This is a genomic window from Pelomonas candidula (assembly GCF_043555985.1).
Classification (GTDB): Bacteria; Pseudomonadota; Gammaproteobacteria; order Burkholderiales; family Burkholderiaceae_C; genus Pelomonas; species Pelomonas candidula.
Genome location: NZ_JBIGIC010000012.1, coordinates 89,942 through 114,183, shown reverse-complemented (window position 1 = coordinate 114,183; position 24,242 = coordinate 89,942). Strand labels below are relative to the sequence as shown.

General features: G+C 68.1%; 16 protein-coding genes and 1 tRNA gene. 4 read left to right on the top strand and 13 right to left on the bottom strand.

Features of this window, described 5'->3' with window-relative positions; all coding sequences use genetic code 11:
* Positions 1-28: 28 nt before the first annotated feature.
* Together ACG04R_RS21600 and ompR are read right to left on the bottom strand one after the other, a co-directional pair.
* Positions 29-1,348, bottom strand: a complete 1,320-nt coding sequence (locus ACG04R_RS21600) for an ATP-binding protein (RefSeq protein WP_394415679.1) — start codon at positions 1,346-1,348, stop codon at positions 29-31.
* 148 nt (positions 1,349-1,496) lie between these two features.
* Positions 1,497-2,231, bottom strand: coding sequence for an osmolarity response regulator transcription factor OmpR (gene ompR / locus ACG04R_RS21595; RefSeq protein ID WP_394415676.1), 735 nt, complete (start codon positions 2,229-2,231; stop codon positions 1,497-1,499).
* A gap of 134 nt (positions 2,232-2,365) precedes the next feature.
* Between ompR and ACG04R_RS21590 the strand changes: the two genes are divergently transcribed.
* Positions 2,366-3,076: an SIMPL domain-containing protein gene (locus tag ACG04R_RS21590; protein ID WP_394415674.1), complete on the top strand. Its 711-nt coding sequence runs from the start codon at positions 2,366-2,368 to the stop codon at positions 3,074-3,076.
* Between the two features lie 6 nt (positions 3,077-3,082).
* Here ACG04R_RS21590 and ACG04R_RS21585 read toward each other — a convergent pair whose 3' ends face one another.
* Positions 3,083-3,853 (bottom strand): 3-hydroxybutyrate dehydrogenase, encoded by a 771-nt coding sequence (locus ACG04R_RS21585; protein ID WP_394415672.1) that lies wholly within the window; start codon positions 3,851-3,853, stop codon positions 3,083-3,085.
* Positions 3,854-3,899: 46 nt separating this feature from the next.
* Between ACG04R_RS21585 and ACG04R_RS21580 the strand changes: the two genes are divergently transcribed.
* The 3 genes from ACG04R_RS21580 to ACG04R_RS21570 all read left to right on the top strand — a co-directional run bounded on the left by ACG04R_RS21580 (position 3,900) and on the right by ACG04R_RS21570 (position 7,150).
* Positions 3,900-4,781 (top strand): alpha/beta fold hydrolase, encoded by an 882-nt coding sequence (locus tag ACG04R_RS21580; protein WP_394415670.1) that lies wholly within the window; start codon positions 3,900-3,902, stop codon positions 4,779-4,781.
* A complete protein-coding gene (locus ACG04R_RS21575) occupies positions 4,778-7,027 on the top strand; it encodes a RelA/SpoT family protein (RefSeq protein WP_394415668.1) in 2,250 nt (749 codons plus the stop codon). The genes ACG04R_RS21580 and ACG04R_RS21575 overlap by 4 nt, the downstream gene beginning before the upstream one ends.
* A 46-nt stretch (positions 7,028-7,073) precedes the next feature.
* A tRNA-Val gene (locus tag ACG04R_RS21570) sits at positions 7,074-7,150 on the top strand.
* A gap of 248 nt (positions 7,151-7,398) precedes the next feature.
* On the opposite strand, the gene ACG04R_RS21565 is transcribed toward ACG04R_RS21570, so the two are convergent.
* From ACG04R_RS21565 to uxaC, 10 genes are all read right to left on the bottom strand, one after another.
* A complete protein-coding gene (locus tag ACG04R_RS21565) occupies positions 7,399-8,058 on the bottom strand; it encodes a GntR family transcriptional regulator (RefSeq protein ID WP_394415667.1) in 660 nt (219 codons plus the stop codon).
* Positions 8,059-8,168: 110 nt separating this feature from the next.
* Positions 8,169-10,040, bottom strand: a complete 1,872-nt coding sequence (locus tag ACG04R_RS21560; protein WP_394415665.1) for a glycoside hydrolase family 28 protein — start codon at positions 10,038-10,040, stop codon at positions 8,169-8,171.
* Positions 10,033-12,642, bottom strand: coding sequence for a pectinesterase family protein (locus ACG04R_RS21555; protein ID WP_394415663.1), 2,610 nt, complete (start codon positions 12,640-12,642; stop codon positions 10,033-10,035). Before ACG04R_RS21555 ends, ACG04R_RS21560 begins: the two co-directional genes overlap by 8 nt.
* Before the next feature lie 5 nt (positions 12,643-12,647).
* A complete protein-coding gene (locus ACG04R_RS21550; protein WP_394415661.1) occupies positions 12,648-13,421 on the bottom strand; it encodes a rhamnogalacturonan acetylesterase in 774 nt (257 codons plus the stop codon).
* Positions 13,418-15,352 carry a glycoside hydrolase family 28 protein gene (locus tag ACG04R_RS21545; protein ID WP_394415660.1) on the bottom strand — a complete coding sequence of 645 codons (1,935 nt, stop codon included), beginning with the start codon at positions 15,350-15,352 and terminating at the stop codon, positions 13,418-13,420. The genes ACG04R_RS21550 and ACG04R_RS21545 overlap by 4 nt, the downstream gene beginning before the upstream one ends.
* 26 nt (positions 15,353-15,378) lie before the next feature.
* The gene (locus ACG04R_RS21540; protein ID WP_394415658.1) at positions 15,379-18,105 is read right to left on the bottom strand and encodes a TonB-dependent receptor plug domain-containing protein; all 2,727 of its coding nucleotides are present in this window, start codon (positions 18,103-18,105) and stop codon (positions 15,379-15,381) included.
* Between the two features lie 51 nt (positions 18,106-18,156).
* Positions 18,157-19,467 carry an MFS transporter gene (locus tag ACG04R_RS21535; protein WP_394415656.1) on the bottom strand — a complete coding sequence of 437 codons (1,311 nt, stop codon included), beginning with the start codon at positions 19,465-19,467 and terminating at the stop codon, positions 18,157-18,159.
* Between the two features lie 48 nt (positions 19,468-19,515).
* The gene (locus ACG04R_RS21530; protein WP_394415654.1) at positions 19,516-20,925 is read right to left on the bottom strand and encodes a tagaturonate reductase; all 1,410 of its coding nucleotides are present in this window, start codon (positions 20,923-20,925) and stop codon (positions 19,516-19,518) included.
* Positions 20,922-22,535, bottom strand: a complete 1,614-nt coding sequence (locus tag ACG04R_RS21525) for a UxaA family hydrolase (protein WP_394415652.1) — start codon at positions 22,533-22,535, stop codon at positions 20,922-20,924. The genes ACG04R_RS21530 and ACG04R_RS21525 overlap by 4 nt, the downstream gene beginning before the upstream one ends.
* A gap of 2 nt (positions 22,536-22,537) precedes the next feature.
* The gene (gene uxaC, locus ACG04R_RS21520; protein ID WP_394415650.1) at positions 22,538-23,932 is read right to left on the bottom strand and encodes a glucuronate isomerase; all 1,395 of its coding nucleotides are present in this window, start codon (positions 23,930-23,932) and stop codon (positions 22,538-22,540) included.
* Positions 23,933-24,242: the final 310 nt, after the last annotated feature.

The window sequence follows — 24,242 nt, the reverse complement described above, 5'->3', positions numbered from 1 at the left end:
CATCGCCACGAGGCGATGCGCTTGCGGTTCAGCCCGCCTGTAGCTTCAACACGGTGATGAGACCGCCGCCGTCGGCGTTGCTGATGGACAGCGTGCCGCCCAGGCGCTGAACGGACTTCTCCACGATGGCCAGCCCCAGGCCCGCGCCGCTGGCGGCCGTGCGCGCGGCGTCGCCGCGGTAGAAGGGGGTCGTGAGCCTGACCAGGCGGTCGGGCGGTACACCGGGGCCGTGGTCGCGCACGCGCAGTTCCACCCACGAACCCTGGCGTGTCGCGCTGACGTCCACGCGGGCTGGCTCGCCCGGTTCGTGGCCGTAGCGGCGCGCGTTCTCGAACAGGTTCAGCAGCACGCGGCCCAGCTCGGTCTCGTCGACGAGGACCTTCAGCGCCTGGCTGACCTGCACGCGGAAGCGGATCTGGTCGGGGTCGCGGAAGCCCTGCACCTCGCGCTCGACGATGTCGGTCAGCTTGGTCTCGCGCAGCTGCGTCTCGTTGGGCCGCGCGTAGTCCATGAACTTGCTGATGATCGCGTCGAGCTGGTCGATGTCCTGCGCCATGAAGTGGCGGGCCTGTTCGTCGGCCACACTCATCTCGGTCTCCAGCCGCAGGCGTGCCAGCGGCGTGCGCAGGTCGTGCGAGATGCCGGCGAGCATGACGGCACGATCCTCCTCCAGCTTGGCCAGCTCGCGGGCCATGCGGTTGAAGCCCATGTTGACCTCGCGGATCTCGCTGGTCATCGTGTTCTCGTCCAGCCGGGAGTCGTACTCGCCGTCACGGATGCGGCCGGCGGCCTCGGCCAGTTCGCGCAGCGGCTGGTTGATGAGCCTGGCGATCAGCGCCGAGCCGACGACAGTGGCCAGCAGCGCGATCGCCACCCACCACCAGTTGCCCGCCAGCGGTACGGACAACGGCGTGGGGCTGGTCTTCAGCCAGAACGCGTCCTCGCCGACGACGTAGCGCACCCACAGGCCCTCCGTGTCGTTGACGCTGCGGGCGATGATGGTTTCCTGGCCCAGCGTCTTGCGCAGCTCGGCGGTGAGCTTCTTGGCAAAGGGGCTGGTGTCGTAGGGCAGCCAGCGGTCGTGGGTCTCGGCGACGCGCACCTGCACCGTGTCGCCGCGCGACATCGACGTGATGACGGCCACGCGGTTGATCGGGTCCGTGTGCTCCAGCGCGATGCGGCTGAGCTTGACGAGGCCCGCCAACTGCTCGGCGGACTCCAGCGCGCGCGGCTCGGCCTCCAGCAGCTTGAAGGTCTGCTGCCAGGCCAGCACCGCGCCGGCCAGCAGCAGGGCCAGCCACGCGAAGGTGCGCCAGAAGAGGTTCAGTGCGAGTTGGGGGCGGGGCATCACAAGCCCCTCGCCCAGTCTTGCCGCGCTGCACGCGGGCAAGCCTGGTCGGTCCCCCGAGGGGACGGCGATGCTTGCCGGATCGACCGGCAAGCACATCGCCCAGCGGGCCGGCTTGGGGCGGCCCGGCGCTTGGCCCGAATGAAACTCACGTGTTCTCGTCGGGGACGAACACGTAGCCCACGCCCCACACGGTCTGGATGTAGCGCGGCTGGGCCGGGTCGGCCTCCAGCATCTTGCGCAGGCGCGAGATCTGCACGTCCAGGCTGCGGTCGAAGGGCTCGAACTCGCGGCCGCGGGCCAGCTGGGCCAGCTTGTCGCGGCTCAGCGGCTGGCGCGGGTGGCGCACCAGCGTCTTCAGCATCGAGAACTCGCCGGTCGTCAGCGGCAGCTGTTCGCCGTTCTTCATCAGCCGGCGCAGCGCCAGATCGAACTCGAACGGGCCGAAGGTCACCGTCATTGGCTCCTTGCTCGGCGCGCCCGGGGCTTCCGGCGGCGGGCGGCGGCGCAGCACGGCGTTGATGCGCGCCAGCAGCTCGCGCGGGTTGAACGGTTTGGCGAGGTAGTCGTCGGCACCGACCTCCAGGCCGACGATGCGATCCACGTCCTCGACCTTGGCCGTCAGCATGATGATGGGTGTCTGGTCGTTGGCGGCGCGCAGGCGGCGGCAGATGGTCAGGCCGTCCTCGCCGGGCAGCATGAGGTCCAGCACGATGAGGTCCACCGTTTCACGGGTGAGCTGCTTGTTCAGCGCCCGGCTGTCTTCGGCGAGCAGGACTTCGAAGCCCTCCTGCGTCAGGTAGCGGCGCAGCAGGTCGCGGATGCGGGCGTCGTCGTCGACGACAAGAATGCGGTTCTGGCGGGGTGTCGCGGCGCTGTTCATCGCGGGTCCTGAATTTGTAACAGCCGCATTGTGTGCAGGTTTGAAACCCGGCCGTGTAGGACAGCAGGCTGGCGTTACAGCTGGTTGCCAACTGGACGGGCTAAGCTGGATGTTCCGTCTTGCAAGGAAGTTCCATGCGTGCAGTGATCCTGTGTTCCGCCTTCGTCATGACCTTGTCGGCCCAGGCCGGCACCGAGCCTCCGCGCGACCGCCTGAGCCTGTCGGCCAGCGCCAGCACCGAAGTCACGCGCGATGTGCTGGGCATCGCGTTCTCGACGGCTCGGGAGGGCACCGACCCCGCGCAGGTGCAGACTGCGCTGAAGCAGGCGCTGGACGCGGCGCTGACCGAGGCGCGCCGGATCGCACACCCCGGCCAGGTGGACGTGCAGACCGGCAACTTCTCGCTGACGCCGCGCTACGACCCCAAGACCGGCAGGATCAACGGCTGGCAGGGCAGCGCCGAGCTGCTCGTGGAGGGCCGGGACACTGCCGCGATCGCGCAGCTGGCCGGGCGCATCTCCACGCTGGCGGTGCAGCGCGTGGGCTACAGCCTGTCCAGGGAAGCACGCGAGAAGGTCGAGGGCGAGGTTGCCGCCCAGGCCATCGCACGCTACCGGGCCAAGGCGGCCGACTACTCGCGCCAGTTTGGCTACGGTGGTTTCGTCCTTGGCGAGGTCAGCATCAACGCCGAGGAGGCTGTCCCGCGGCCGGCATTCAAGGTGATGCGGGCCGCGGTGTCGTCGTCCGTCGCCGACGAAGCCTTGCCGACCGAGGCCGGCAAGGCCACGGTCAGCGTGACCGTCAGCGGCAGCGTGCAGTTGACGCGGGAGACGGTGCTGCGCTGAGCGGGCTCAGACGGCCGTCCAGCCGCCATCCATCGCCCAGGCCTGGCCGCGCACATTGATCGCGGCGTCTGAGCTGAGGAACACGGCCAACGCGCCGAGTTCGTCCGGCGTCGTGAACTGCAGGGACGGCTGCTTCTCGGCCAGCAGGCGGCGCTTGGCCTCGTCGTTGCTGACGCCGTCCTTGGCGGCCAGCGCGTCGACCTGCTTCTGCACCAGCGGCGTCAGCACCCAGCCGGGGCAGATGGCGTTGACGGTGACCGGCGTCGTGGCCGTCTCCAGCGCGATGCTCTTCGTGAAGCCGACAAGGCCATGCTTGGCAGCCACGTAGGCCGACTTCTGTGCCGACGCGACCAGGCCGTGCGTGGACGCGATGTTGATGATGCGGCCCCAGTTCTTCTTCAACATGCCGGGCAGCGCCAGGCGTGTCGTGTGGAAGGCGGACGTGAGGTTGATGGCGATGATCGCGTCCCACTTCTCGACCGGGAAATCCTGCACCGGCGCCACGTGCTGGATGCCGGCGTTGTTGACGAGGATGTCGATGCCGCCGAACTCGGCGTCCGCGTAGGCCACCATCGCGGCGATGTCGTCCGGCTTGCTCATGTCGGCGCCGTGATAGCCGACCTTGACACCCAAGGCAGCCACTTCGGCCTTGGGGCCGTCGACGTCGCCGAAGCCGTTCAGGATGACGTTGGCACCTTCACGGGCGAACGCGAGGGCGACACCGAGACCGATGCCGCTGGTGGAGCCCGTGACGAGGGCGGTCTTGCCTTTCAACATGGAGGGGTCCTTCCGGGTTGCTACGATGGTTTGAAAGGACTCCATCATGACCCAGCCCGACCTGCGTTTTGTGAATTGCCTGGACGCCACCGGTCTTCACCGCATGGCCTACTGGGAGTGGGCCGGCCCGAGCGCAGAAGCGCCGGTGCTGGTTTGCGTGCACGGGCTGTCGCGCCAGGGCCGCGATTTCGATGCGCTGGCCCGTGCCATGAGCGGCCGCTACCGGGTCATCTGCCCGGATGTCGTCGGCCGCGGCGTGTCGGACTGGCTGCGCCAGCCCGGCGGCTACCAGATCCCGGCTTACGTGTCCGACATGGTCGCGCTGCTGGCGCGGCTGGACGTGGCGCAGGTGGACTGGGTCGGCACGTCGATGGGCGGCCTCATCGGCCTGGGCCTGGCGTCGCTGCCGCGGCCCGAGGGTGTGGCGCCCGTCATCCGTCGCCTGGTGCTGAACGACGTCGGCCCGGCCATCCGCTTCGAGGCCTTGCAGCGCATCGGTGCCTACCTGGGCAAGGTGCAGCGCTTCGCCTCGCTGGCCGAAGGGGCGGCCTATCTGCGCACGATCTCCGAGGGCTTCGGACCGCACACCGACGCCGAATGGCTGGCCTTGTCCGAGCCGCTGTTCCTGCAGGATGGCAGCGAGTGGCGGCTGCGCTACGACCCGGCCATCGCGTTGCCGTTCGGCGCCGTGACACCCGAACTGGCCGCCGCCGGCGAGGCCGCGCTGTGGGCAGCCTATGACACGCTGACCTGCCCGACGCTGTTGATCCGCGGCGCCGACAGCGACCTGCTGAGCGCCGAGACTGCCCGCGCGATGACGCAGCGGGGCCCCGGCGCCCGCCTTGTCGAGCTGCCCGGCATCGGCCACGCCCCCACCTTGATCCACGACGACCAGATCGCCATCGTGCGCGACTTTTTGAGTTCATGAAGACAGGCTTGATGCCCGAGGGCGCGGCCACCGCGCCCATCGTCGCGTTGCTGGACTCCAGCACGGGACATTCCAACGCCGAGGTTGCCCGCGCCCGCGCCTTTGCCGAGCCGCTGCTGGCCGCCGAGACGCTGGACACCGGCGAGAACGCGCTGGCCCACGCCGACGGCGTTGCCACCATCCTGCAGGCCATCGGCACCGCGCAGGAACTGCAGGCCGCGGCCTACCTCGTGTACGCGTCGGACTTCCTCAACAAGCCAGAAGAGGTCGTCGCCAAGGCCTTTGGCGACAGCCATGCCAGCCTCGTCACGCACACGCGCAAGCTGGTGCAGATGCAGCGCGCCGCTCGCGCCGCCAAGGTCAGCACCGACCAGCGGGCCGAGCAGACCGAGCGCGTGCGCAAGATGCTGCTGGCCTTCTCGAAGGATTTGCGTGTCGTGCTGCTGCGCCTGGCCTCGCGCCTGCAGACGCTGCGCTGGTACGCGGCCAGCAAGACGCCGTGTCCGCCGGAGCTGGCGGCCGAGTCGCAGGCGGTGTTCGCGCCGCTGGCCAACCGGCTGGGCATCTGGCAGATCAAGTGGGAGCTGGAGGACCTGGCCTTCCGCTTCCGCGAGCCCGAGGCCTACAAGGCGCTGGCGAAGGGGCTGCAGGAGAAGCGTGTCGAGCGCGAGCAGCGCATCGAGACCGCACGAGCGACGCTGCAGGCCGACCTCTACGCGCAAGGCATCGCCGCCGAGGTGCAGGGCCGGCCCAAGCACCTCTACAGCATCCACAAGAAGATGCAGGGCAAGGACCTGGCGCTGGACCGCGTCTTCGACCTGCGCGCGTTGCGCGTTATCGTCGCCAGCGTTGCCGATTGCTACGCCGTGCTGGCGCGGCTGCACGAGCTCTACACGCCGGTGCCGGGCGAGTTCGACGACTACATCGCCAAGCCCAAGCCCAACGGCTACCAGTCGCTGCACACCGTCGTGCAGGGCGCGGACGGGCGTGCGATGGAAGTGCAGATCCGCACGCGCGAGATGCACGACCATGCCGAGCACGGCGTCGCCGCGCACTGGGCCTACAAAGAGGCTGGCGCGCGGGGCTATGCGGGTGTCAGCGCGGCCGGGGAGTTCGAGGAGCAGGTGGCCCGCGCTCGCAAGGCCGTGCTGAACCAACTGCTGGCCTGGGAGCGCGACGCCGTGCAGGGCGAGGAAGGTGCGCCGGTGTTCGACGAGCGCATCTACGTCTTCACGCCGCAGGCCACCATCGTCGAGCTGACACCGGGCGCGACGCCGGTGGACTTTGCCTACGCGGTGCACACCGACCTCGGCCACCGTTGCCGCGGCGCTCGCATCGACGGCCAGATGCTGCCGCTGAATACGCCGTTGCGCAGCGGCCAGACGGTGGAGATCACCGCGGCGCGCGAAGGCGGGCCGTCGCTGGACTGGCTCAACCCCGAGCTGGGCTATCTGCAGAGCCAGCGCTCACGCGCCAAGGTGCGTGCGTGGTTCAACGCGCTGCAACAGGCGCAGACCATCGCCAAGGGCCGCGAGCTGGTCGAGAAGCTGCTGCAGCGCGAAGGCAAGACGGCGCTGAAGCTCGACGAACTAGCTTCGCGGCTGGGTTTCAAGGGCGCGGACGCGCTGTTCGAAGTTGTCGGCAAGGACGAGTACTCGCTGCGCAACATCGAACTGCTGCTGCGTCCGCCCGAGCCGGCGCCCGACGAAGACGAACTGCTGGCGCAGCGCCACACGCGCAGCGCCAGCAGCGGGGCGCGCAGCGGCGTGCTGGTGGTGGGCATCGACTCGCTGCTGACGACGCTGTCGCGCTGCTGCCGTCCAGCGCCACCCGATGCCATCCAGGGCTTCGTCACGCGCGGCAAGGGTGTCGCCATCCATCGCAGCGACTGCAGCAACCTGGCCGAGATGAAGCGCCGCTCGCCCGAGCGGGTGATCGCGGTCGAATGGGGTGGTGGCGAGCCGGTGGGCAAGAGCGCACCGGTCTATCCGGTCGATGTACTCGTGGAGGCGGGCGACCGCCAGGGCCTGCTGCGCGATGTGCTGGAAATCTTCGCCAAGGAGAAGATGAACGTCGTCGCCGTCAACACGCAGTCGCTGCAGGCCGGTGCGGCCAAGCCCAAGACGGGCGGTGGCGACACGGCTTGGATGAGCTTCACGCTGGAGCTGTCCGACGCGACCAAGCTGACCAAGGTGCTGCGCGATCTCTGCGCGATCCCGGGGGTCCGTTCGGCACGTCGGAAGTGAAAGTTGGACAGGTCTCAAAAATCCATGCTATAGTGCGCAGCTCTTCAGGCGCGTAGCTCAGTTGGTTAGAGCACCACCTTGACATGGTGGGGGTCGTTGGTTCGAATCCAATCGCGCCTACCAAATTCGGTAGGCAAGAAGCCCGGTAAGTTCAAAGACTTACCGGGCTTTTTCTTTGCCCGAATCCTGAGTGGAGACGCGGGTGACGCGATCCTGACGGTCGGCCGACACGCGGACGGCGTGAGAGGCTGAAGACGGACCGCAGAGCCTGTCTTCGACTTCGTGCGGGGTGTCAGCGCAGCGGGTGTGCGGAACGCGCTACCGCCACCTCGGCCCGGTTGGCGCAGGGATGCGCCAGATCCTCGCGGGATTCAGCCGTTGCTCACGAAGAAGTCCGGCCGGAATCCGCGTGTGACCTTGATGGCCGGCAGCACGTGATCCAGATGCTCCCGCATGGCGTCGGCGGCGCGGGCGGCCTGGCCGCTTTCCAGTGCGTCGATCACCGCGACATGCTCGACGATCACGCCGTCCATGCGGCCAGCGATGGGCAGCGTGAGGCGGCGAAAGCGGTCGACCTGGGCCTTGCTGGCCTGGATGGTGCGCCACACGCCGGGATGGCCGGCGATCTCGGCCAGTGCCGAGTGGAAGGCCTCGTCGCTGCGGTGGAAGCCCGCCTTGTCTTGCGCTGTCGCGCAGATCTTCTGCTCCTCGACGATGCTGCGCAGCAGGGCCACGGCCTCGGGCGTGATCTTCTCGGCCGCCTTCTGGATCAAGGTGACTTCGAGGACCGTTCGCACGAGCATGGCGTCTTCCAGGTCGTCCACCGGGATGCGCGCAACGAAAGTGCCCGCGCGCTGCATGATCTCGACCAAGCCCTCGTCGGCCAGGCGTTGCACGGCTTCGTGCACGGGCGTGCGGCTGACCTGGTGCTCGGCCGCGATGTCGCGTTCGACGATGCGCATGCCCGGTTCCATGCTGAGGTCCAGGATGCGCTCGCGCAGGATGTCGTAGATGCGGCGCGAGGCGCTCATGCCTTCGCTCTCGCCCTCGGCACCCGTGCGTGCCCTGCGCCGCGCTGGGGCTCCGGCCGACGCAAGGCCTGGAGACACGGTCTTGTCTTGGGATCTGTCCATTGTTGCTGTCAGGATACCCCTGCCGTCGCGCCGGGCGCTGCCGAGAGGGTGGTGTTGAAGACCTGGCCGCCCACGGTCACGTTCTTCAGCGTCAGGTCTCGAACGTTGAAGAGGTAGAAAGGCTGGGCTGCGTTGGCGGGCGTTCCGAAGTCGCAGTCGCTGATGCTCACGTCGGACACCGGCAAAACGGCCGGTGCGGGCGTTGGGCCGTTGTAGTCGGAGGCCACCGGCCCGAGGATGACCACGGCCTGGAAGCAGGACTGCTGCCGGCCGTCGCGGTTGACGTTGCCGACCCGGACATCCGAGATGTGCACCTGCGACACCTGCGGCGGGCGTGTGCGCACCGTATCGGCCCGCGGCGTGTAGTCGCAGTCGAAGGTGACGACGGCACCCGCTGCGGTCGCCACGCTCCTGGGCGCGATCGGCGAGCCCTTCAGCGGCGAGTAGAAGGCAGGGGTGGTTTGCACGCCGTTGGGGATGTCGATGTGGCGCACGTAGAAGTGGCGCAGCCAGCCGCCGCGGTTCATGTTCGTCTTGAGCCGGATCGCGGTGTTGAGCGGATTGGTCTGCCAGTGGATGTTCTGCAGCAGCAGGTGCTGGGCGTAGACGTTCTGGATGCCGCCGGCCATCTCGCTGCCCAGGGTCACGGCGCCATGGCCGCTTTGCATGGTGCAGTGCTGGATGACGATGTTCTGCGAGGCGCCGTACTGCGTGTCCAGGTTCTTGCCGGACTTGATGGCGATGCAGTCGTCGCCCGTGTCGAAGGTGCAGTGTTCGACCAGCACGTGGTCGCAGGACTCGGGGTCGAAGCCGTCGTTGTTGGGGCCCAGGCTGTTGGCGTGCACGCCGCGGATCACGAGGTTGCGGCAATCCACCGGGTGGTGCTGCCAGAACGGCGTGTTCGTGACCTGGTAGCCCTGCAGCAGCACGTTGGTGCAGCCGATGAGGTGGATCATCGACGGGCGCAGATGGTGGCCCAGGCCGAAGACGCGCTTCTCGATCGGCACGCCGGCTTCGCTGAGCGCGGGCAGGAAGGATTCGTCGGCCCGCCAGTGGTCGCCCTCGCCCTGGATCAGCGCGCGCTCGGCGGGGCTCAGGTCCGGCGCGATGGCCGCGAGCGAGGTCGGGTTGCGTGGATTGGTGATGCGGCTCGACGGCTTGCCGTCCTTGTAGCCCGGCGTGCTGCTCTGCGCGATGGCGCCGATGGTCTCGTTGCGCCCCTTCCATGTCCACCAGCAGTCGCTGCCTCCGGGGAAGGGCGTGCCGGCCTGGCCGTCGAGCACGCTGGTCCAGTCTTCCCCGGTCAGCGCGATGTTGTCCTGCCCGTAGGCGTAGACCATGGACGAGAAGTTGAGGCAGTCGTTGCTCTGCCAGCGCGAGCGCACGAGGCGGCCGTTGGGGCCGCAGTCGAAGTCGCCGTGGCGGGCGTAGTCGGCCGGGTCGTTGGAGAAGTAGACGCGTGCGCCGGCCTGCAGGTGCACATGGACCCGGGAGCGCAGCACGATGGGGCCGGCGCAGAACCAGTTGCCCTTGGGAATGACGACGCGCCCGCCACCGGCGTTCACGCAGGCGGCGATGGCCTGGGCGAAGGCGGGGTAGCAGTCCGGCGAGCCAGGCACGGGCGTGTCGACGTCGGCCTGGTCCTCGTGCGAGACAAAGGCCCGCGCCTTGGTCAGCCCGCAGGGCTTGGCGCCGAAGTCGGTGACGAGGAAGTCGCGCGGGGGAAAGCTCGGCGGCACGGACAGCCGGTCGATGATCGCCTGCGCGTTGAGCCACGGATCGCCGGGGATGCGCGCCGCCCAGGTCTTGGGAAGGGCCGACGCGAGGCCGGCGGCACAGGCCGCCTGCAACAGCGCGCGGCGTTGAAACTGATCACTCATCGATGTTCTCGAATTCCGCGAGGAAGGGCTCGGCCGTTTGCGGCTGCGGCGCGTATCCCCACGCCTTGACGGGGTCGATGCCAATGGAGCGCAGGTGGGCCCAGAAGTCGTCCGTGTCGAACTGCACCGGGCGGAAGGACAGCTTGCCGCTCTGGTTCCAGTCCGCCCAGGGGTGGCTGCGCTCGATGTGGCGGCCGATGCTGGAGTGCATCACCACCATCTTGCCGACGGTCTCCAGCACGCTGCGGCTGATGGTGCCCCGTGGTGGCGCATAGCCGTCTGCGTCGGCCAGCGTACAGCTGTAGCCGGGCACGGCCATGGCGCCGAAGGGCGTGCAGCGCTGGTTGTGGAACCACTGGCGCGCCAGCCGGAACTTGCCGGCCAGGGCCTTCGGCGAGCCGTCGTGGGTGAACCGGCAGCGGTCGAACACCAGGCCGTAGCGGGCAGCGATGGGGGTGTCCGGCGCGCCAACGTAGGAGATGTCGCGGTCGCCGAGGGACTTGATCTCGCAGTCCTCAAAAAAGGCCGTCGCGTCGCCGAAGATGAAGTCCACGTCGCCCTCGATGTAGACGCGGCGGAAGTGGTTGCGTGCCGTGCGCCGGCCTTCCTGTGCCTTCATGTACAGCGTGTCCTGCAGGCCCAGCAGCCGCAGGTTCTCGAACTGCGCGCGGTCGGCGCCGTCGACCATCAGGGCCACGGCCTGGTGCGATACCGGCGTGGCCTGCGCGGCGCGGCAGTCCTCGACGCAAGGGGCGGCTGGCGGGCGGCGGTAGCCGTTCTCGATCGTGAGGTTCAGCGCCTGGAAGCCGGCGTTGCGCGTCCACAGCGTGGCAGTGTTGAACGTGCCGAGCGTCGCGCGAGCCCGGGCCGCTTCGAACATCGCCTTCACGTCGGGGTCGGCGTCGGCGAACTGGGCGCCGTACTGCGCGGCGTAGGCCGCTCCCGTCACGGCGGCGTCGAGGCCGGCCGTGATGACCGTGCGCGTGGCGTCGTTGGCTTCGCCGTACAGCGTGATCGGCGCCGGTGCGGCCGGCACGTAGACCAGCTCGCGGTAGACGCCCGGCTTGACGAGGATGAAGCGCCGGCGCGGATCATGGCTGGCGCGGATGTCAGCCAGCGCGCGGTTCACGGCAGCCTGAACGGTGGGCAGGGCCGTGGCGCTGGCCGGGTCCACGATGTAGTCGGCCCGGGTGGGCGCGAGCGGCTGCGGGTCCCAGGGATCGGGCTTCTCGTGGCCGATGGGGCCGGCGTGGCCCAGCACCTCGGCGCGCGTGTAGTGGCGCGCCTGCTCGGGCGTGAGCTGCGGGCGGCTCGTGCGCACGACGGTCTGCGGAAAGGCCGGGAAGCGCTGCTCGCAGGAGATGGGGGCCGCCGCCGGCCGGCTGAAGATGTCGGCGGGCGAGATTTGCGCGTGCTCGAGCTGCAATTGCGGCGCCTGGTCGAACTGCACGTTGGCAAAGCGCGCCTGCACGGGGCGGTCGGCGTCGTGGCCCAGCACGATGACCTGGCCGCCGGACACGTTGCGGACGTCCTCGAAGCTCAGACCACGGAAGACCGGAACGAGCTCGCCCGTGGCGCCCCGGGTGTAGTGCGTGCTGATGTCGATGGGGGCATGCACATCGCGCAGGCAGATGTTGCGGTAGCTGATGTCCTCGACCAGACCGCCGCGCGACACGTCGCTCTTGATGCGCAGGCCCGAGGTGGTGCCGTCCATGCTGAGGTTCTCCACCCGCACATGGCGCACGCCGCCCATCGTCTCGCTGCCGATGGACATGCCGTGGCCGCTGTAGAAATGGTTGTCGACGACGGAGATGTATTCGGACGGACCGCTGTTGTTGGCCTTGATGGCGACGTTGTCGTCGCCGACGCGGATGTGGCTGCGCGTGATGGTGATGTTGCGTGAGGAGACCGGGTCGATGCCATCGGTGTTGCGCGCCGTGGCGGGCGTGTCCAGGCGCACGCTCCAGGCGGTGAAGCCATCCACGTTGTTGAGCGTGACGTGGAAGTTGGGCGAGTTGCGCAGCGTGATGCGGTAGAGCGCGAAGTCGCGCGCGCGGTTCACCTCGATCAGGCGCGGCACGTTGTGCTCGCTGTGCTCCTTCTGGGCGCGCCGCGCGATCTGCCACCAGGACTCGCTGCGGCCGTCCACGCGCGCGCCGCCCTGGCCGTCGATCACGCCGTCGCCCATGAGACCGCCGCCCTGGCCGCCATCCACCGTGATGAAGGTCTTGCAGCCATGGCCGGTGGACGCGGTCTTGCCGCAGGTGCCGCGGCCTCGGTCATAGGCCGAGGGGTCGGTGCTGGCGTAGAGCGTGGCGCCACCGTCGACGACCAGCGTCACGCCGCCGCGCAGTTGCAGCGGGCCGGCGACGAAGGCGTCGTATTCGTTGCTGGCCGCCAGGTGCACGGCCTGCCCGGCCGGGCAGGCATCGATGGCGCGCTGGATCAGGGCCGTGTCGTCGGGATGCGCCACGGGACCGGTCTTGTTGGAAACCAGCACGGCGCAGGCCGGCGGCACGCGCGGCTCCTCGACCTTGCGTGTGTCCTGGGCACAGGCAACGCCTGCGAAGCCCAAGCCCACCAGGGGAAGCAAGCGGTGCATCAACTTCATTCCGGTTTGCCTGACGTTGCCAGGGCCGGCACGGCCTTGCGCAGCAGCGGGGCCACGATGTCGGCGAAGAGAGCCGCGCCCTTGGGGCCGACGTGGGTGCGGTCGAAGGCGCTCTTCTTCGTCGTGACGGCCTCGACCGCATTGAGGTCCTGCGGTGCCGATGCTGCCGCTGCAGGCGGCGGCTCCACGGCCAGCGTATCGGCCTCGGCCTGGCCCATGGCCTGCACGGCCTCGCGGCTGGCGGCCAGCAGGTCGACCAGGGGCACGTGCTTGTCCAGTGCGACGGTGCGCGTTGCCTGCGCCCAGAGCGCGAGGTCGTCGACGAGCTGCCCGTCCTTGAAGGTGCGCCGCGTCAGCGGCGTGGCCAGCACGGGCGTGGCGCCGGTGGCGCGAACCTCGTCCACGTAGCGCGCCAGGTTGACGGGGAACTCGGTCTTCAGGTCGGTGGAGCGGCCGGGCTTGCCCGGCTGGTCGTTGTGGCCGAATTCGATCATCACGTAGGTGGCGCTGAAGTCGGCGTTGGACTGCAGCAGCGTCATGACCTGCTGCCACGAGCCTTCGGCGCGGTAGCTGCCGGAGCTGCGGCCGTTCTTGGCCAGGTTCAGGCACTGCAGCCTGGGCTGGAAGCGGGCACACAGCGCATCGCCATAGCCGTTGCGCGGGGCGAGTGTCGAGTCGCCGATGAGCAGCAGGCGTGCGGGCTTGTCGGCCTGCGCGCCTGCGGTGCCCAGCATGCCGAGGCCGAGCATGGCCGCGAGGATGAGCTTCATGCCTTGCCTCCCGTTGCTGAGAGCGTCTCGTTGTGGACCTTGCTGCCGATCTTCACGTTCCTCAGCTTGAGGCCTTTGACGTTGAAGAGGTAGATCGGCTGCTCGCCGTTGACCGGCGTGCCGAGGTCGCAATCGCTGATGGTGATGTCGGTGACCGGCCGGATGACGGGCGGCGGACTGGCGGGGCCGTTGTAGTCGCTGGCGATGGGGCCCAGCACGACGATGGCCTGGTAACTCGAGCGCGGGCCATCCGGCGTGGCGACGTTGCCGACCGTGACGTTGGAGATGTGCACGTTCTCCACCACGGGCGGGCGCGTGCGCACGTTGTCGAGCACGGCGTCGTAGCCGCAGTCGATGGTGACGATGCCGCCTGCGTTGACGGACACGCTCTTCGCCGGAATCAGCCCGCCCGGTCGGCTGCTGTACCAGCCGGGCGTGGTGCGGATGCCGTTGGGCACGCTGATGTTGCGCACATGGACGTTACGCAGGAAGCCGCCGCGGTTCATGCTGCACTTCAGCCGGATGGCGACGTTCAGCGGGTCGGTCTTCCAGTGGCTGTTCTCGAACACGAGGTTCTGCGCGAACACGTTCTGGATGCCGCCGGACATGATGCTGCCCAGTGTCAGCGCGCCGTGGCCGCTCTGCATGCGGCAGTTCTGGATGACGAGGTTCTGGCAGGGGCCGTACTGGATGTCGGGGCCCTTGCCGGCGTCGATGGCGATGCAGTCGTCGCCGGTGTTGAACTGCGAATCCTCGATGAGCACGTGGTCGCAGGCCTCGGGGTCGAAGCCGTCGTTGTTGGGCCCCATGCTGTTGGCGAAGATGCCCTTCACGTGCACGTTCCTGCAATGCACGGGGTTGTGCTGCCAGAAGGGCGTGTTGGTGGTCTGGTAGTTCTGGAACAGCACGTCGGTGCAGTTGATGAACTGGACCATGTGCGGGCGCAGGAAGTGGCCCTGGCCGAAGACGCGTTTGGCCAGCGGCACGCGAGCCTCGCCGAGGGCGCGCAGGTAGTCGGCGTCGCGGCGCCAGCGATCGCCGGGCCCTTGAATGAAGGCGGCTTCCTCGGCGCTCAGCTGCGGGGCGACCTCGCGCAGCGACGTCGGGTTGAGCGGGTTCACGTGCACTTCGGTGCGGCCGCTGTTGAGCACGTGGCGCTCGGCATGGCCCTGCGCGACCTGCTCGCGGCCCTTCCAGGACCACCAGCAGTCGGTGGGGCTGTCAGCTGATCCGTTGGGGAAGGCCAGGCCGGCCTGGCCATCGAGCACGCTGGTCCAGCCCTCGCCGGTCAGGGCGATGTTGCTTTGCCCGTTGGCGTAGACCAGGGGCGAGTAGTTCAGCACGTCGTTGCCTTCCCAGCGCGACACGGTCAGGTTGCCGTTCTTGCCGCACGGCACGTCACCGTACCTGGCGTAGTCGGCCGGGTTGTTGGAGAAGTAGAGGCGTGCGCCCGCCTGCAGGTGCACGTTGACGTTGGAAAGCAGCACCACCGGGCCGGCACAGAACCAGCTGCCGGCCGGGATCAGCACGCGGCCGCCCCCGGCCTTGCTGCAGGCCGCGACGGCGGCCTTGATGGCGGCGTAGCAGTCGGTGGCGCCGGGCTTGGGCGTGTCGACCTCGACTTCGTCGACGAAGGAAATCCAGGCCTTGGCGCGGGTCAGTTCGCAGGGCTTGGCGCCGAAGGCGGTGATGGGGAAGTCCTCATCGCGAAAGCGCAGCGGCAGGGCGAAGCGGTCGATGATGGCCTGGGCTTGCAGCCAAGGGTCGTTGGGAGCCTGGGCGGCACGGGCCAGGCCGCCGGTGAACGCAAGGCCGGCGGCGCTGGCGCCCAGGCTGAGGATGTCGCGGCGCTTCAAGGGCTTTTCCTGTGGTCGTGCGGGGATGTTCGAGATGTCGAGGATGCCGCCAGGCACCAGGGTGCCCGGCGGCATCGCTGCCGACTTCAGCTCAATGCCGATCAGAAGTGGTAGGTGGCCGAGAAGTTGAAGGCTCGTCCGATCGGGTTGGCGGCACTGCTCAGGTAGCCGAACGTGTAGGCGCTGTGGTTGGTCTGCGGCGGCATCACGTCGGTCAGGTTGTTGATGCCGAACATCAGGTCCGTGTGCGGCCAGCCGCGATAGCTGATCGTCCAGTTCACCAGGGAGTAAGACGAGATCCGGTGGTTGTTGGCCGCGGCGACAGTCGTCAGGTTCTGGTCTTCGTAGCCTGAATTGAAGGACTCGGTGACCTGGGTGCTCCAGTCCTTGAACGTGTAGCCCAGGCGCAGGTTGTGCTTCCAGCGGAAGCTCAGGATCGGGAAGCTGCTGGTCGTGCCGTTGCTGGCCAGGCCAAAGCGTCCGATGTTGGAGGACCAGGGGCCACCCTTGTCGATCTGGTTGTCGAACTGTGTGAGGTAGGTGCCGTCCAGGCCGAGGTTGACGACGCCGCCGTTGGCTGCCTTGTACTGGTAGTTCGCGCTGAGGTCGAGGCCGGCGGCTTTCTGGCCGCCCAGGTTCATCGTGACGTTCTTGATGTAGGCCAGGCTGCCGTCGGGGTTGCGCACGAACAGGCTGAGGTACTTCAGCGGGTCGTTCGTGTAGGCGTTCTCCGGCAGGTTCGCGATCATGTCGGTCATCGAGATCCTCCAGTAGTCCAGCGAGACCGTGGCGTTCTTGATCGGCTCGAAGACCATGCCCAGCGTGAAGTTGCGCGACTTCTCGGGCTTCAGATCCGGGTTGGCGCCGGTCTGCTTGGGCTGCTTGGCATTGCAGACGATGGACGAGATCTGGCCAGCGATGGCAGTGCCGGTACCCGCGATGTTGGGCGTGGGGCTGGGGCAGAGGACCGGATCGTCCATGGCCACCGAGGTCGTCGAGTTGGCGCCGGGAACGCGGTAGCCATAGCGGTCGAACAGGGTCGGCGCGCGGAAGCCCGTGCTGGCCGCGCCGCGGAACATCAGGTCATGCGTCGGCTGGTAGCGGAAGCTGACCTTGGGGTTCACGGTGCTGCCGGTGTCGCTGAAATGGTCGGCGCGCACGGCGGCGTTGATCGTCAGCTGCTTGGTCCACGGCATGTCCAGTTCGCCGAAGAGGGCTTCGACCTGGCGATGGCTCTCGGCGAACGTCGGCGTGGCCGCGACGGGGGCGGCATAGGTGCCGATGGCCTTCTTGTCGTCGCGCGTCGTGTCCTGGTGGGCTTCAGCGCCCAGGGCGATGGCCATCATGCCGCCACCGAGCTTCATCAGCTCGCGGTTGATCGTGACGTCCACGCCGGTGAAGGTGCTCCTGGCGGCACGCAGTGCCTGGTCGTTGTTCAGGCTGATGCTGTCCAGGTAGGCCTGGCCGGCGGCGTCCTGCGCGCCGAAGGGGTTGATGATGCCGTTGGAGATGCCCTGGTTGAGCGCGTTGCCGTCCAGGATGCCCTGGTGCAGTCGCACGGTGCGCTGGCTGAGGCCCAGGTCCACGCCGGCCTTGTAGTCCCAGCCGAACAGATGGCCTTCGTCATTGACAACCAGTCGCTGGTTGACCTGGGTGTCGCGCGTGCCTGCGAGGGTCGGCGAGCTGTACAGCACGGTCAGCGGTTCGCCCTTGAGCGCGGCGATTGCCGGCACACCGCCGGAGCCGCCCGGGTACCACTTGCTCGCCGTGGTCAGCGTGGCCGCCGCGGTCGTGGGCGTGACGGTGCTGATGGTGGCGCTGGTGGCCGGGTTGCGCACGCTGTCGATGTACTCCTGGCCGCGCGAGTAGTCGACCGTCAGCAGGTGGTCCTCGCTGAACTTGAAGCTGCCCTTGGTATAGAAGGACACCTGGGAGTTGCCGTACAGCGCGGTGGCGTAGTAGGCCGAGTTCAGCAGGCACGTGCCCTTGGCGCCCTGGATCGAGTAGGGCGCGTCGCAGCCCGTCGAGTAGTAAGGGTTGTAGGAGATCTTGGTCTTGGTCGACACCACGTTGGCGGGGAAGGCGTAGGAGCCGGTGCCCAGCGAGGGCGCGCGACCGAGCGCGGTCAGCTGGGCGGCGGTACCCAGGTTCGGGCGGTCGGACTCGGCCAGGCGCTCGCGCCTGTGCATGTCGATGGTGGCGTAGATGTTCCAGCCATCGCTGTCCAGGTTGCCCCAGCCGGTGATGATGCTGCCGCGCTTTTCCTGCCCACCGCCCTCGCGGTTGGGGAGGACCGTCTGGAGCGTGACCGCCGTACCGTTGTAGGTCGGCTTGGTGATGAAGTTCACCACGCCGCCGATGGCGTCGGAACCGTAGATCGACGAGGCGCCGTCATTCAACACTTCGGTGCGGGCCAGCGCGCTGATGGGGATGTTGTCGAGGTTGGCGTAGCCGTCGGCGATGGCCTCGTTGGCCATGCGGCGGCCGTTGAGCAGCACCAGCGTGCGGTTCACGCCCAGGCCGCGCAGGTTGATGTTGGTGCCGGAGCCGGCGTTCGACGGCTGCAGCGAGATGGACTGCGGCAGCGTCATCATCAGGTCGGCCAGCGTCGTGATGCCACGCTTGGCGAACTCCTCGGCCTTGACCACCGTGACGGGCAGGGCCTCCTCGTTGGCTACGCGCTTGATGCTCGAGCCGGTGACTTCAACGCGCTCCATCGTAGTGGTCTGGGGCGCCTGGTCTTGCGCATGTGCCTGTTGGACCATGCCGAGCACGCCGAGCGCGACGGCCGACAGCATCCATTGCTTCGAGGTCTTCTGATTCTTCACGTGTTGTCTCCAGTAAGTTGATTGAGGTCTTGTCGGGCGCCGCCGGAAGCGTCAGGCTTCCTTGAGTGCCGTCGCGGGAACCTTCTGAGGGGGAACTTGGGTTCGAGAAAGAACATCGGCGTGCTGCCGCGCCATCAAGCAGACGGCCACGGCAGCGAGCAGATCGAAAGCGGCCAGCGCCGCGAACAGCGCGCTGTAGCCAACCTGGGTCACCAGGACGCCGAACGCCGCGGTGAAGGCCGCGGCGCCGAGGTAGCCGAACATCCCGCCCATGCCCGTGGCGGTGGCCACCTCATGCTTGCCGAAGACGTCGGAGGTGATGGCGTAGAGCGCGCCCGACAGCGTCTGGTGCGCGAATCCGCCCACGCACAGCAGGGCGATGGCGGCCATGGGGCTGCCGACCAGGCCCACGCAGGCCGGGCCGATCATGCACACGGCGCCCGTCACGACGACGAGCTTGCGGGACGTCAGCAGCGAGACCTTGGCGTAGCGGTAGTACAGCGGGCTCAGGTAGCCGCCCAGCACGCAGCCGATGTCGGCCGCCAGGAAGGGTAGCCAGGCAAACAGGGCCACGTCCTTCAGGTTCATGTGCCGCTCGGTCATCATGTAGAGCGGAATCCAGGCGTTGAAGGTCTGCCACGCCGGCTCGGAAAGGATGCGCGGGATGCCGATGGCCCAGAAGTTGCGCCGCTTGATGATCTCGAGCCACGAGGCCTTGACGGCCGGCTCGGTCGACACCGGTTCCTGGCCCTGGACGATGTAGTCGCGTTCCTCGGCCGAGAGCCGCTTCTGCTGCGTCGGATGCTTGTAGAGCAGGGACCACGCGATGGTCCATGCCAGGCCCAGGCCGCCCACGATCAGGAAGGCCAGCTGCCAGCTGCCATTGCTCAGCGCCCAGACGACAAGCGGTGGCGCGAGCAGGGCGCCGAGCGACGAGCCGATGTTGAACCAGCCGATGGCGACCGAGCGCTCCTTGGCCGGGAACCAGTCCGTCGTGGCCTTGACACCGGCCGGGATGCCGGCCGCCTCGGTCATGCCGAGCAATCCTCGGAAGAAGGCGAGACTCTGCCAGCCCTGCGCCAACGCCGCCGCGGCGCAGGCCAGCGACCACGCCAGCGCGAAGACCGCAAACCCGAGCTTGGTGCCGACGACGTCGATGATCCAGCCGGCCACCGGTTGCACGAAGGCATAGCAGAGCTGCCAGGCCACAACCACGTGCGCGTACTGCTCGGTCGTGATGCCCAGTGTCTGCATCATCGTGGGCGCAGCCACCGAGAGTGTGTTGCGCGCCAGATAGTTGACGACCAGCCCGGCCGTGACCAGGCTGACCATCCACCATCGCATGCCTTTGAACTTTGTCATCTTGTCTCCTGCTGTTCTTGTTGCCTGCGGTGCCGGGAGCGACGGGCGCTAGCTCACCAGCAACCGGCGGACGCCCTGCTCGCGAATGGCGTGCAGGTCATGAATCAGTGCGTCGCTCAGGCCGGGTACCTCGTTGAGGTCGCGGCCCCAGAGCACCGGGCGTGCGAGCCAGCCGCGCGCCACGTCGTCCAGCGTCATCGAGCGGGCCTGCGCGAACCAGTCAAGGTGGGCGCGGTCGTCGCCCAGTTCGATGGTCGGGTGCAGGTACAGCTCGATCGTGGCGGCCAGCGCCAGGACCAGGCGGCGCGGCAGGCGGCCGGTCTGGGCCTGGTAGCTCAGCAACTGCGGCATGACGCGGGCTGCGAACTTGGACCAGCTGTTCAGCGCGATGGACGCCAGGCGGTGCTGGATGAACGGGTTGCCGAAGCGGCGCAGCACATCGGCCGCGAAGGGCTCGAGGTCGCTGCGCTGCAAGGGCAGGGCGGGGATGATTTCCTCGGCGATGGCTTCGCGCAGGAAGCGGCCTACCTCTGCGTCCGCCACGGCCTCGCCGACGGTGCTCAGGCCCGCCAGCAGGGCCACGGGCACGAGCGTGGTGTGCGCGCCGTTGAGGATGCCGACCTTGCGCTGCTTGTAGGGCTTGATGTCGTCGACGAGCCGGATGTTCAGGCCGGAGCCGGCGAGCTTAAGCTCGTCGGCCAGCGAGGCCGGCCCCTGGATCACGAAGAGGTTGAAGTGCTCGCCGGCGACGAGGAAGTCGTCGCGATAGCCCAGCTCCGCCTCCAGTGCGGCCATCTCCTCGGTGGGGTGGCCGGTGACGATGCGGTCCACCAAGGTCGAGCAGAAGCTGCAGTGCGTGAGCAGCCAGTCCGCGAAGCCCGCGGGCAACTGCCACAGGCGTGCGAAGTGGAGCAGGGCGCGTTGCAGGGCAGGGCCGTTGTCGTCGATCAGCTCGCAAGGCAGGAAGACCAGGCCGCTCGCGGCCGAGCCGCCGAAATGCTCGTAGCGTTCGTGGAGCCATCGGGTCAGCTTGGCCGGGAAGCTGGCCGGTGGCGCATCGTCGAAGCGGTCGCTGTCGTTGACGGCGATGCCGGCTTCGGTGGTGTTGGAGACGACGAAGCGCAGCTCGGCGTTGTGTGCCAGCGCGAGGTAGTCGGCCCACATGCTGCGCAGGTCGATCTCGCGCTGCACGCAACCGATGCGGCGGAACTCCCGCGTCACCTGGCCCGCTTCGTCGAGGCCGCGCATCAGCGTGGTGTAGAGGCCGCCCTGGGTGTCGAGCAGCGGCGCGGTCGAGCGCGTGGTGGGGCGCACGATGACGACATCGGCGTCCAGGCCGGTGCGCTCGTTCAGCACGTCCACGTACCAGTCGACGAAGCCGCGCAGGAAATTGCCCTGGCCGAACTGCAGCACGCGTACCGGGCGCGTGCTGGGCTGGGTGCGTTGCAGCGTCGTCACAGTGAGATGTCCCGCTTCCAGAAGATGAAGTCGTACTGCTCCAGGCGGTCCGCCTTGGCGCGGTAGCTGCCGCCGGCCGTGGCGATGACCTGGTCGAGCAGGCCGGCGGCGACCTCGGGCACGGGCTTGCCTTCGATGACCGGGCCGCAGTCGTAGTCGATGATTTCGGACAGCTTGGCGGCCACGCGGCTGTTGCTGGCGATCTTGAGCACCGGCACGATGGGGTTGCCCGTGGGCGTTCCCAGGCCCGTGGAGAACAGTACGACGTTCGCGCCCGAGGCGACGATGCCGGTGACCGATTCCACGTCGTTGCCCGGCGTGCACAGCAGCGTCAGGCCCTTGGCGTCGGTCTGTTCGCCGTAGTCAAGCACGCTGACGATGGGCGAGGTGCCGCCCTTCTTGGCCGCACCGGCGGACTTCATCGCGTCGGTGATCAGGCCGTCGCGGATGTTGCCGGGGCTGGGGTTGTCGGCGAAATGCGTGCCCACCGCTTCGGCCTTGGCCTCGAAGTCGCGCATCAGGCCGAGGAAGCGGCGCTTGTCGTCATCGTTGACGCAGCGCTCGATCAGGTTGGCCTCGACGCCGCAGAGCTCGGGGAACTCGGCCAGGATGGACGAGCCCCCCAGGGCGACGACCATGTCGGAGACCATGCCCATGGTCGGGTTGGCCGAGATGCCCGAGAAGCCGTCCGAGCCACCGCACTTCACACCGATCTTCAGGTGCGAGAGCGGCACCGGCTGGCGCTGGACCTTGTTCGCCTCTTTCAGCGCCGCCAGCGTGTCCTGCAGCACCGACTTCATCATGGCCTGCTCGCCGCCGTCCCACTTCTGCTGCTCGACGATGACGAGCGGCTTGTCGAAGGCGGCGTTCTGCCTGGCCAGCGCGTCCTTGAACATCGCGATCTGCGCGTTCTGGCAGCCCAGCGAAAAGACCGTGATGCCGGCCACGTTCGGATGGTCGGCGTAGGCGGCGAGGATCTTGCACAGCGCGCGCGCGTCGGCACGCGTGCCACCGCAGCCACCCGTGTGGGTGATCATGCGGATGCCGTCGATGTTCGGGAACGGCCGCACGACGGGCTTCGGTGCGTCCATCTCCTCGTTCATCAGCGCGAGCGTGAAGGCGGCGAGGTCGTCGCTGGCGTAGCCCAGCGGGCGCTCCAGCGCGTTGCGCAGGTGCTCGACGTTGCGGTTCTCGCAGAACACCAGCGGGAAGATCAGCCAGTAGTTGGCGGTGCCCACGCGGCCGTCTGGGCGAACGACGCCCATGAAGCTGCCGCCCTGCCATCGCGCCACGTCGGGCGCGGTCCAGGTGTAGGGCTTGCTCTCGCCCAGGTCCACGTCGGCGGCGTAATGCGCGAGGTTGTCGGTGGTGACGCTCTCGCCCTTGGCGATGGCCTGGGTGGCCTTGCCCACAGGCACGCCGTAGAGCTTGAGCACGTCGCCCACGGCAAAGCTGCGGCGAGCGAACTTGTGCTTGCGCTGCACCGGCGTGCCGATCAGGAAGCTCTCGTTCTCCCAGCGCAGCACTTCGCCCTGGGCCAGGTCTTCCAGGGCGACGAGCATGTCGTCGTCCGGGTGGATGAGCAGCAGCTTCTGCTTGGGGGCGTCCATCGTCACAGCCCGAAGTAGTGCTTGGCGTTCTCGTAGCAGACGCCGCGGACGATGTCGCCCAGGGCCGCCATGTCGTCCGGGTACTCGCCGGCCTCGACCCACTGGCCCAGCAGGCGGCAGAGCAGGCGGCGGAAGTAGTCGTGGCGCGGGTAGGACGCGAAGCTGCGCGAGTCCGTCACCATGCCGACGAAGGTGCCCAGCACGCCGTGGTTGGCCAGGGTGGCGAGCTGCGCGAGGTTGCCGTCCTTGTGGTCGTTGAACCACCAGGCCGGGCCGAACTGCAGCTTGCCGCGCACGCTGCCGTCCTGGAAGGCGCCGATCAGCGTTGACAGCACTTCGTTCATGGCCGGGTTCAGGCAGAACAGCAGGGTCTTGGGCAGCTCGTCCGTGCTGTCCAGCGCGTCGAGGAGGGCGGCCAGCGAGCTGCTGCAGCTCATGTCGGAGATGGAGTCGTAGCCCGTGTCGGGCCCCATCTCGCGCATGCGGCGGCTGTTGTTGTTGCGGTGGGCGCCGATGTGCAGGCACATGGCCCAGCCGTGGCGGGCGTAGACGCGGCCCAGGGCTTCCATGAGGCCGCGCAAATAGACCCCGGCTTGCGCCTCGCTGAGCTCGGCGCCGCCCAGGCGCCTGGCGAAGAGAGCCTCGCACTCGGCGGCGCTGACGGGCGCGACCGAGAGCGGGATGTCCAGCGCGTGGTCCGAGATGCGCGCGCCGCGGGCGTGGAAGTAGCCGACGCGGTCGTCCAGGGCCTTCACCAGCGCGGCGAAGGAGTCGATCGTGATGCCGGCGGCCTTGCCCAACTGGCCCAGGTACTCGGCGAAGTCCGGCTTGTTGATGCGCATCGCGCGGTCCGGGCGGTAGGCCGGCAGCACGCGCGTCTTCAGTGCGGACCTGGCCAACTCGTCGTGCTGGGCCAGGTCGTCGGCCGGGTCGTCCGTCGTGCAGGCGATTTCGACCTTGGCCTGTTCCAGGAAGGCCCACGTGTCCATCGTGGCGAGCTTGGCATTGGCCAGGGACCAGATGTCACCGGCGTTGGCCTCGTTGATGGACAGCTCGATGCCGAAGAGGCGTTTGAGCTCGAGGTGGCACCAGTGATGGATGGGGTTGCCGGCGGCCAGGGGGAGCACCTTGCAGAACGCGCGGAACTTCGCCTCGTCGCTCTGGTCGCCGGTGATGAACGACTCGTCCACGCCGGCCGTGCGCATCAGGCGCCATTTGTAGTGGTCACCGCCCAGCCACAGCTCGGTGATGTTGGCGAACACCTTGCGCGCGGCAATCTCACCCTGCTGAAGGTGGGAGTGGTAGTCGATCACCGGAAGGTCGGCCGCCACCTCCCGGTACAGCCGGCGCGCGATCAGGGTGTCGAGCAGGAAATCGTCGTCGTTGAAACCACGCACAGCTTGTCTCCGGTACGGCGGTCTCTTGTCTGGCTGCGGTACGTCGCCAGCAAGGACGCGCATCTTTTGCGCTTCTGAAATACCAGTGTATACATCCTGATATTTCAGAACAACGGTTCAGAAAGTAAAGTGCGGATCAACAACGTCAGTGCTAACCCGCATCGGTCGAGGGGCGCGTGTTCCGGACTGCGGGGGTAGGGCGCCAAGCCATGCAGTCCCAGGGCGCTGTCCGGCGCGTGTGGCGCGGCGTGTTGTCTCTCAGCAGCCTGCCGGGCGGCGCTCGGTCATACCGGGGCCGGCCTGGACTGCC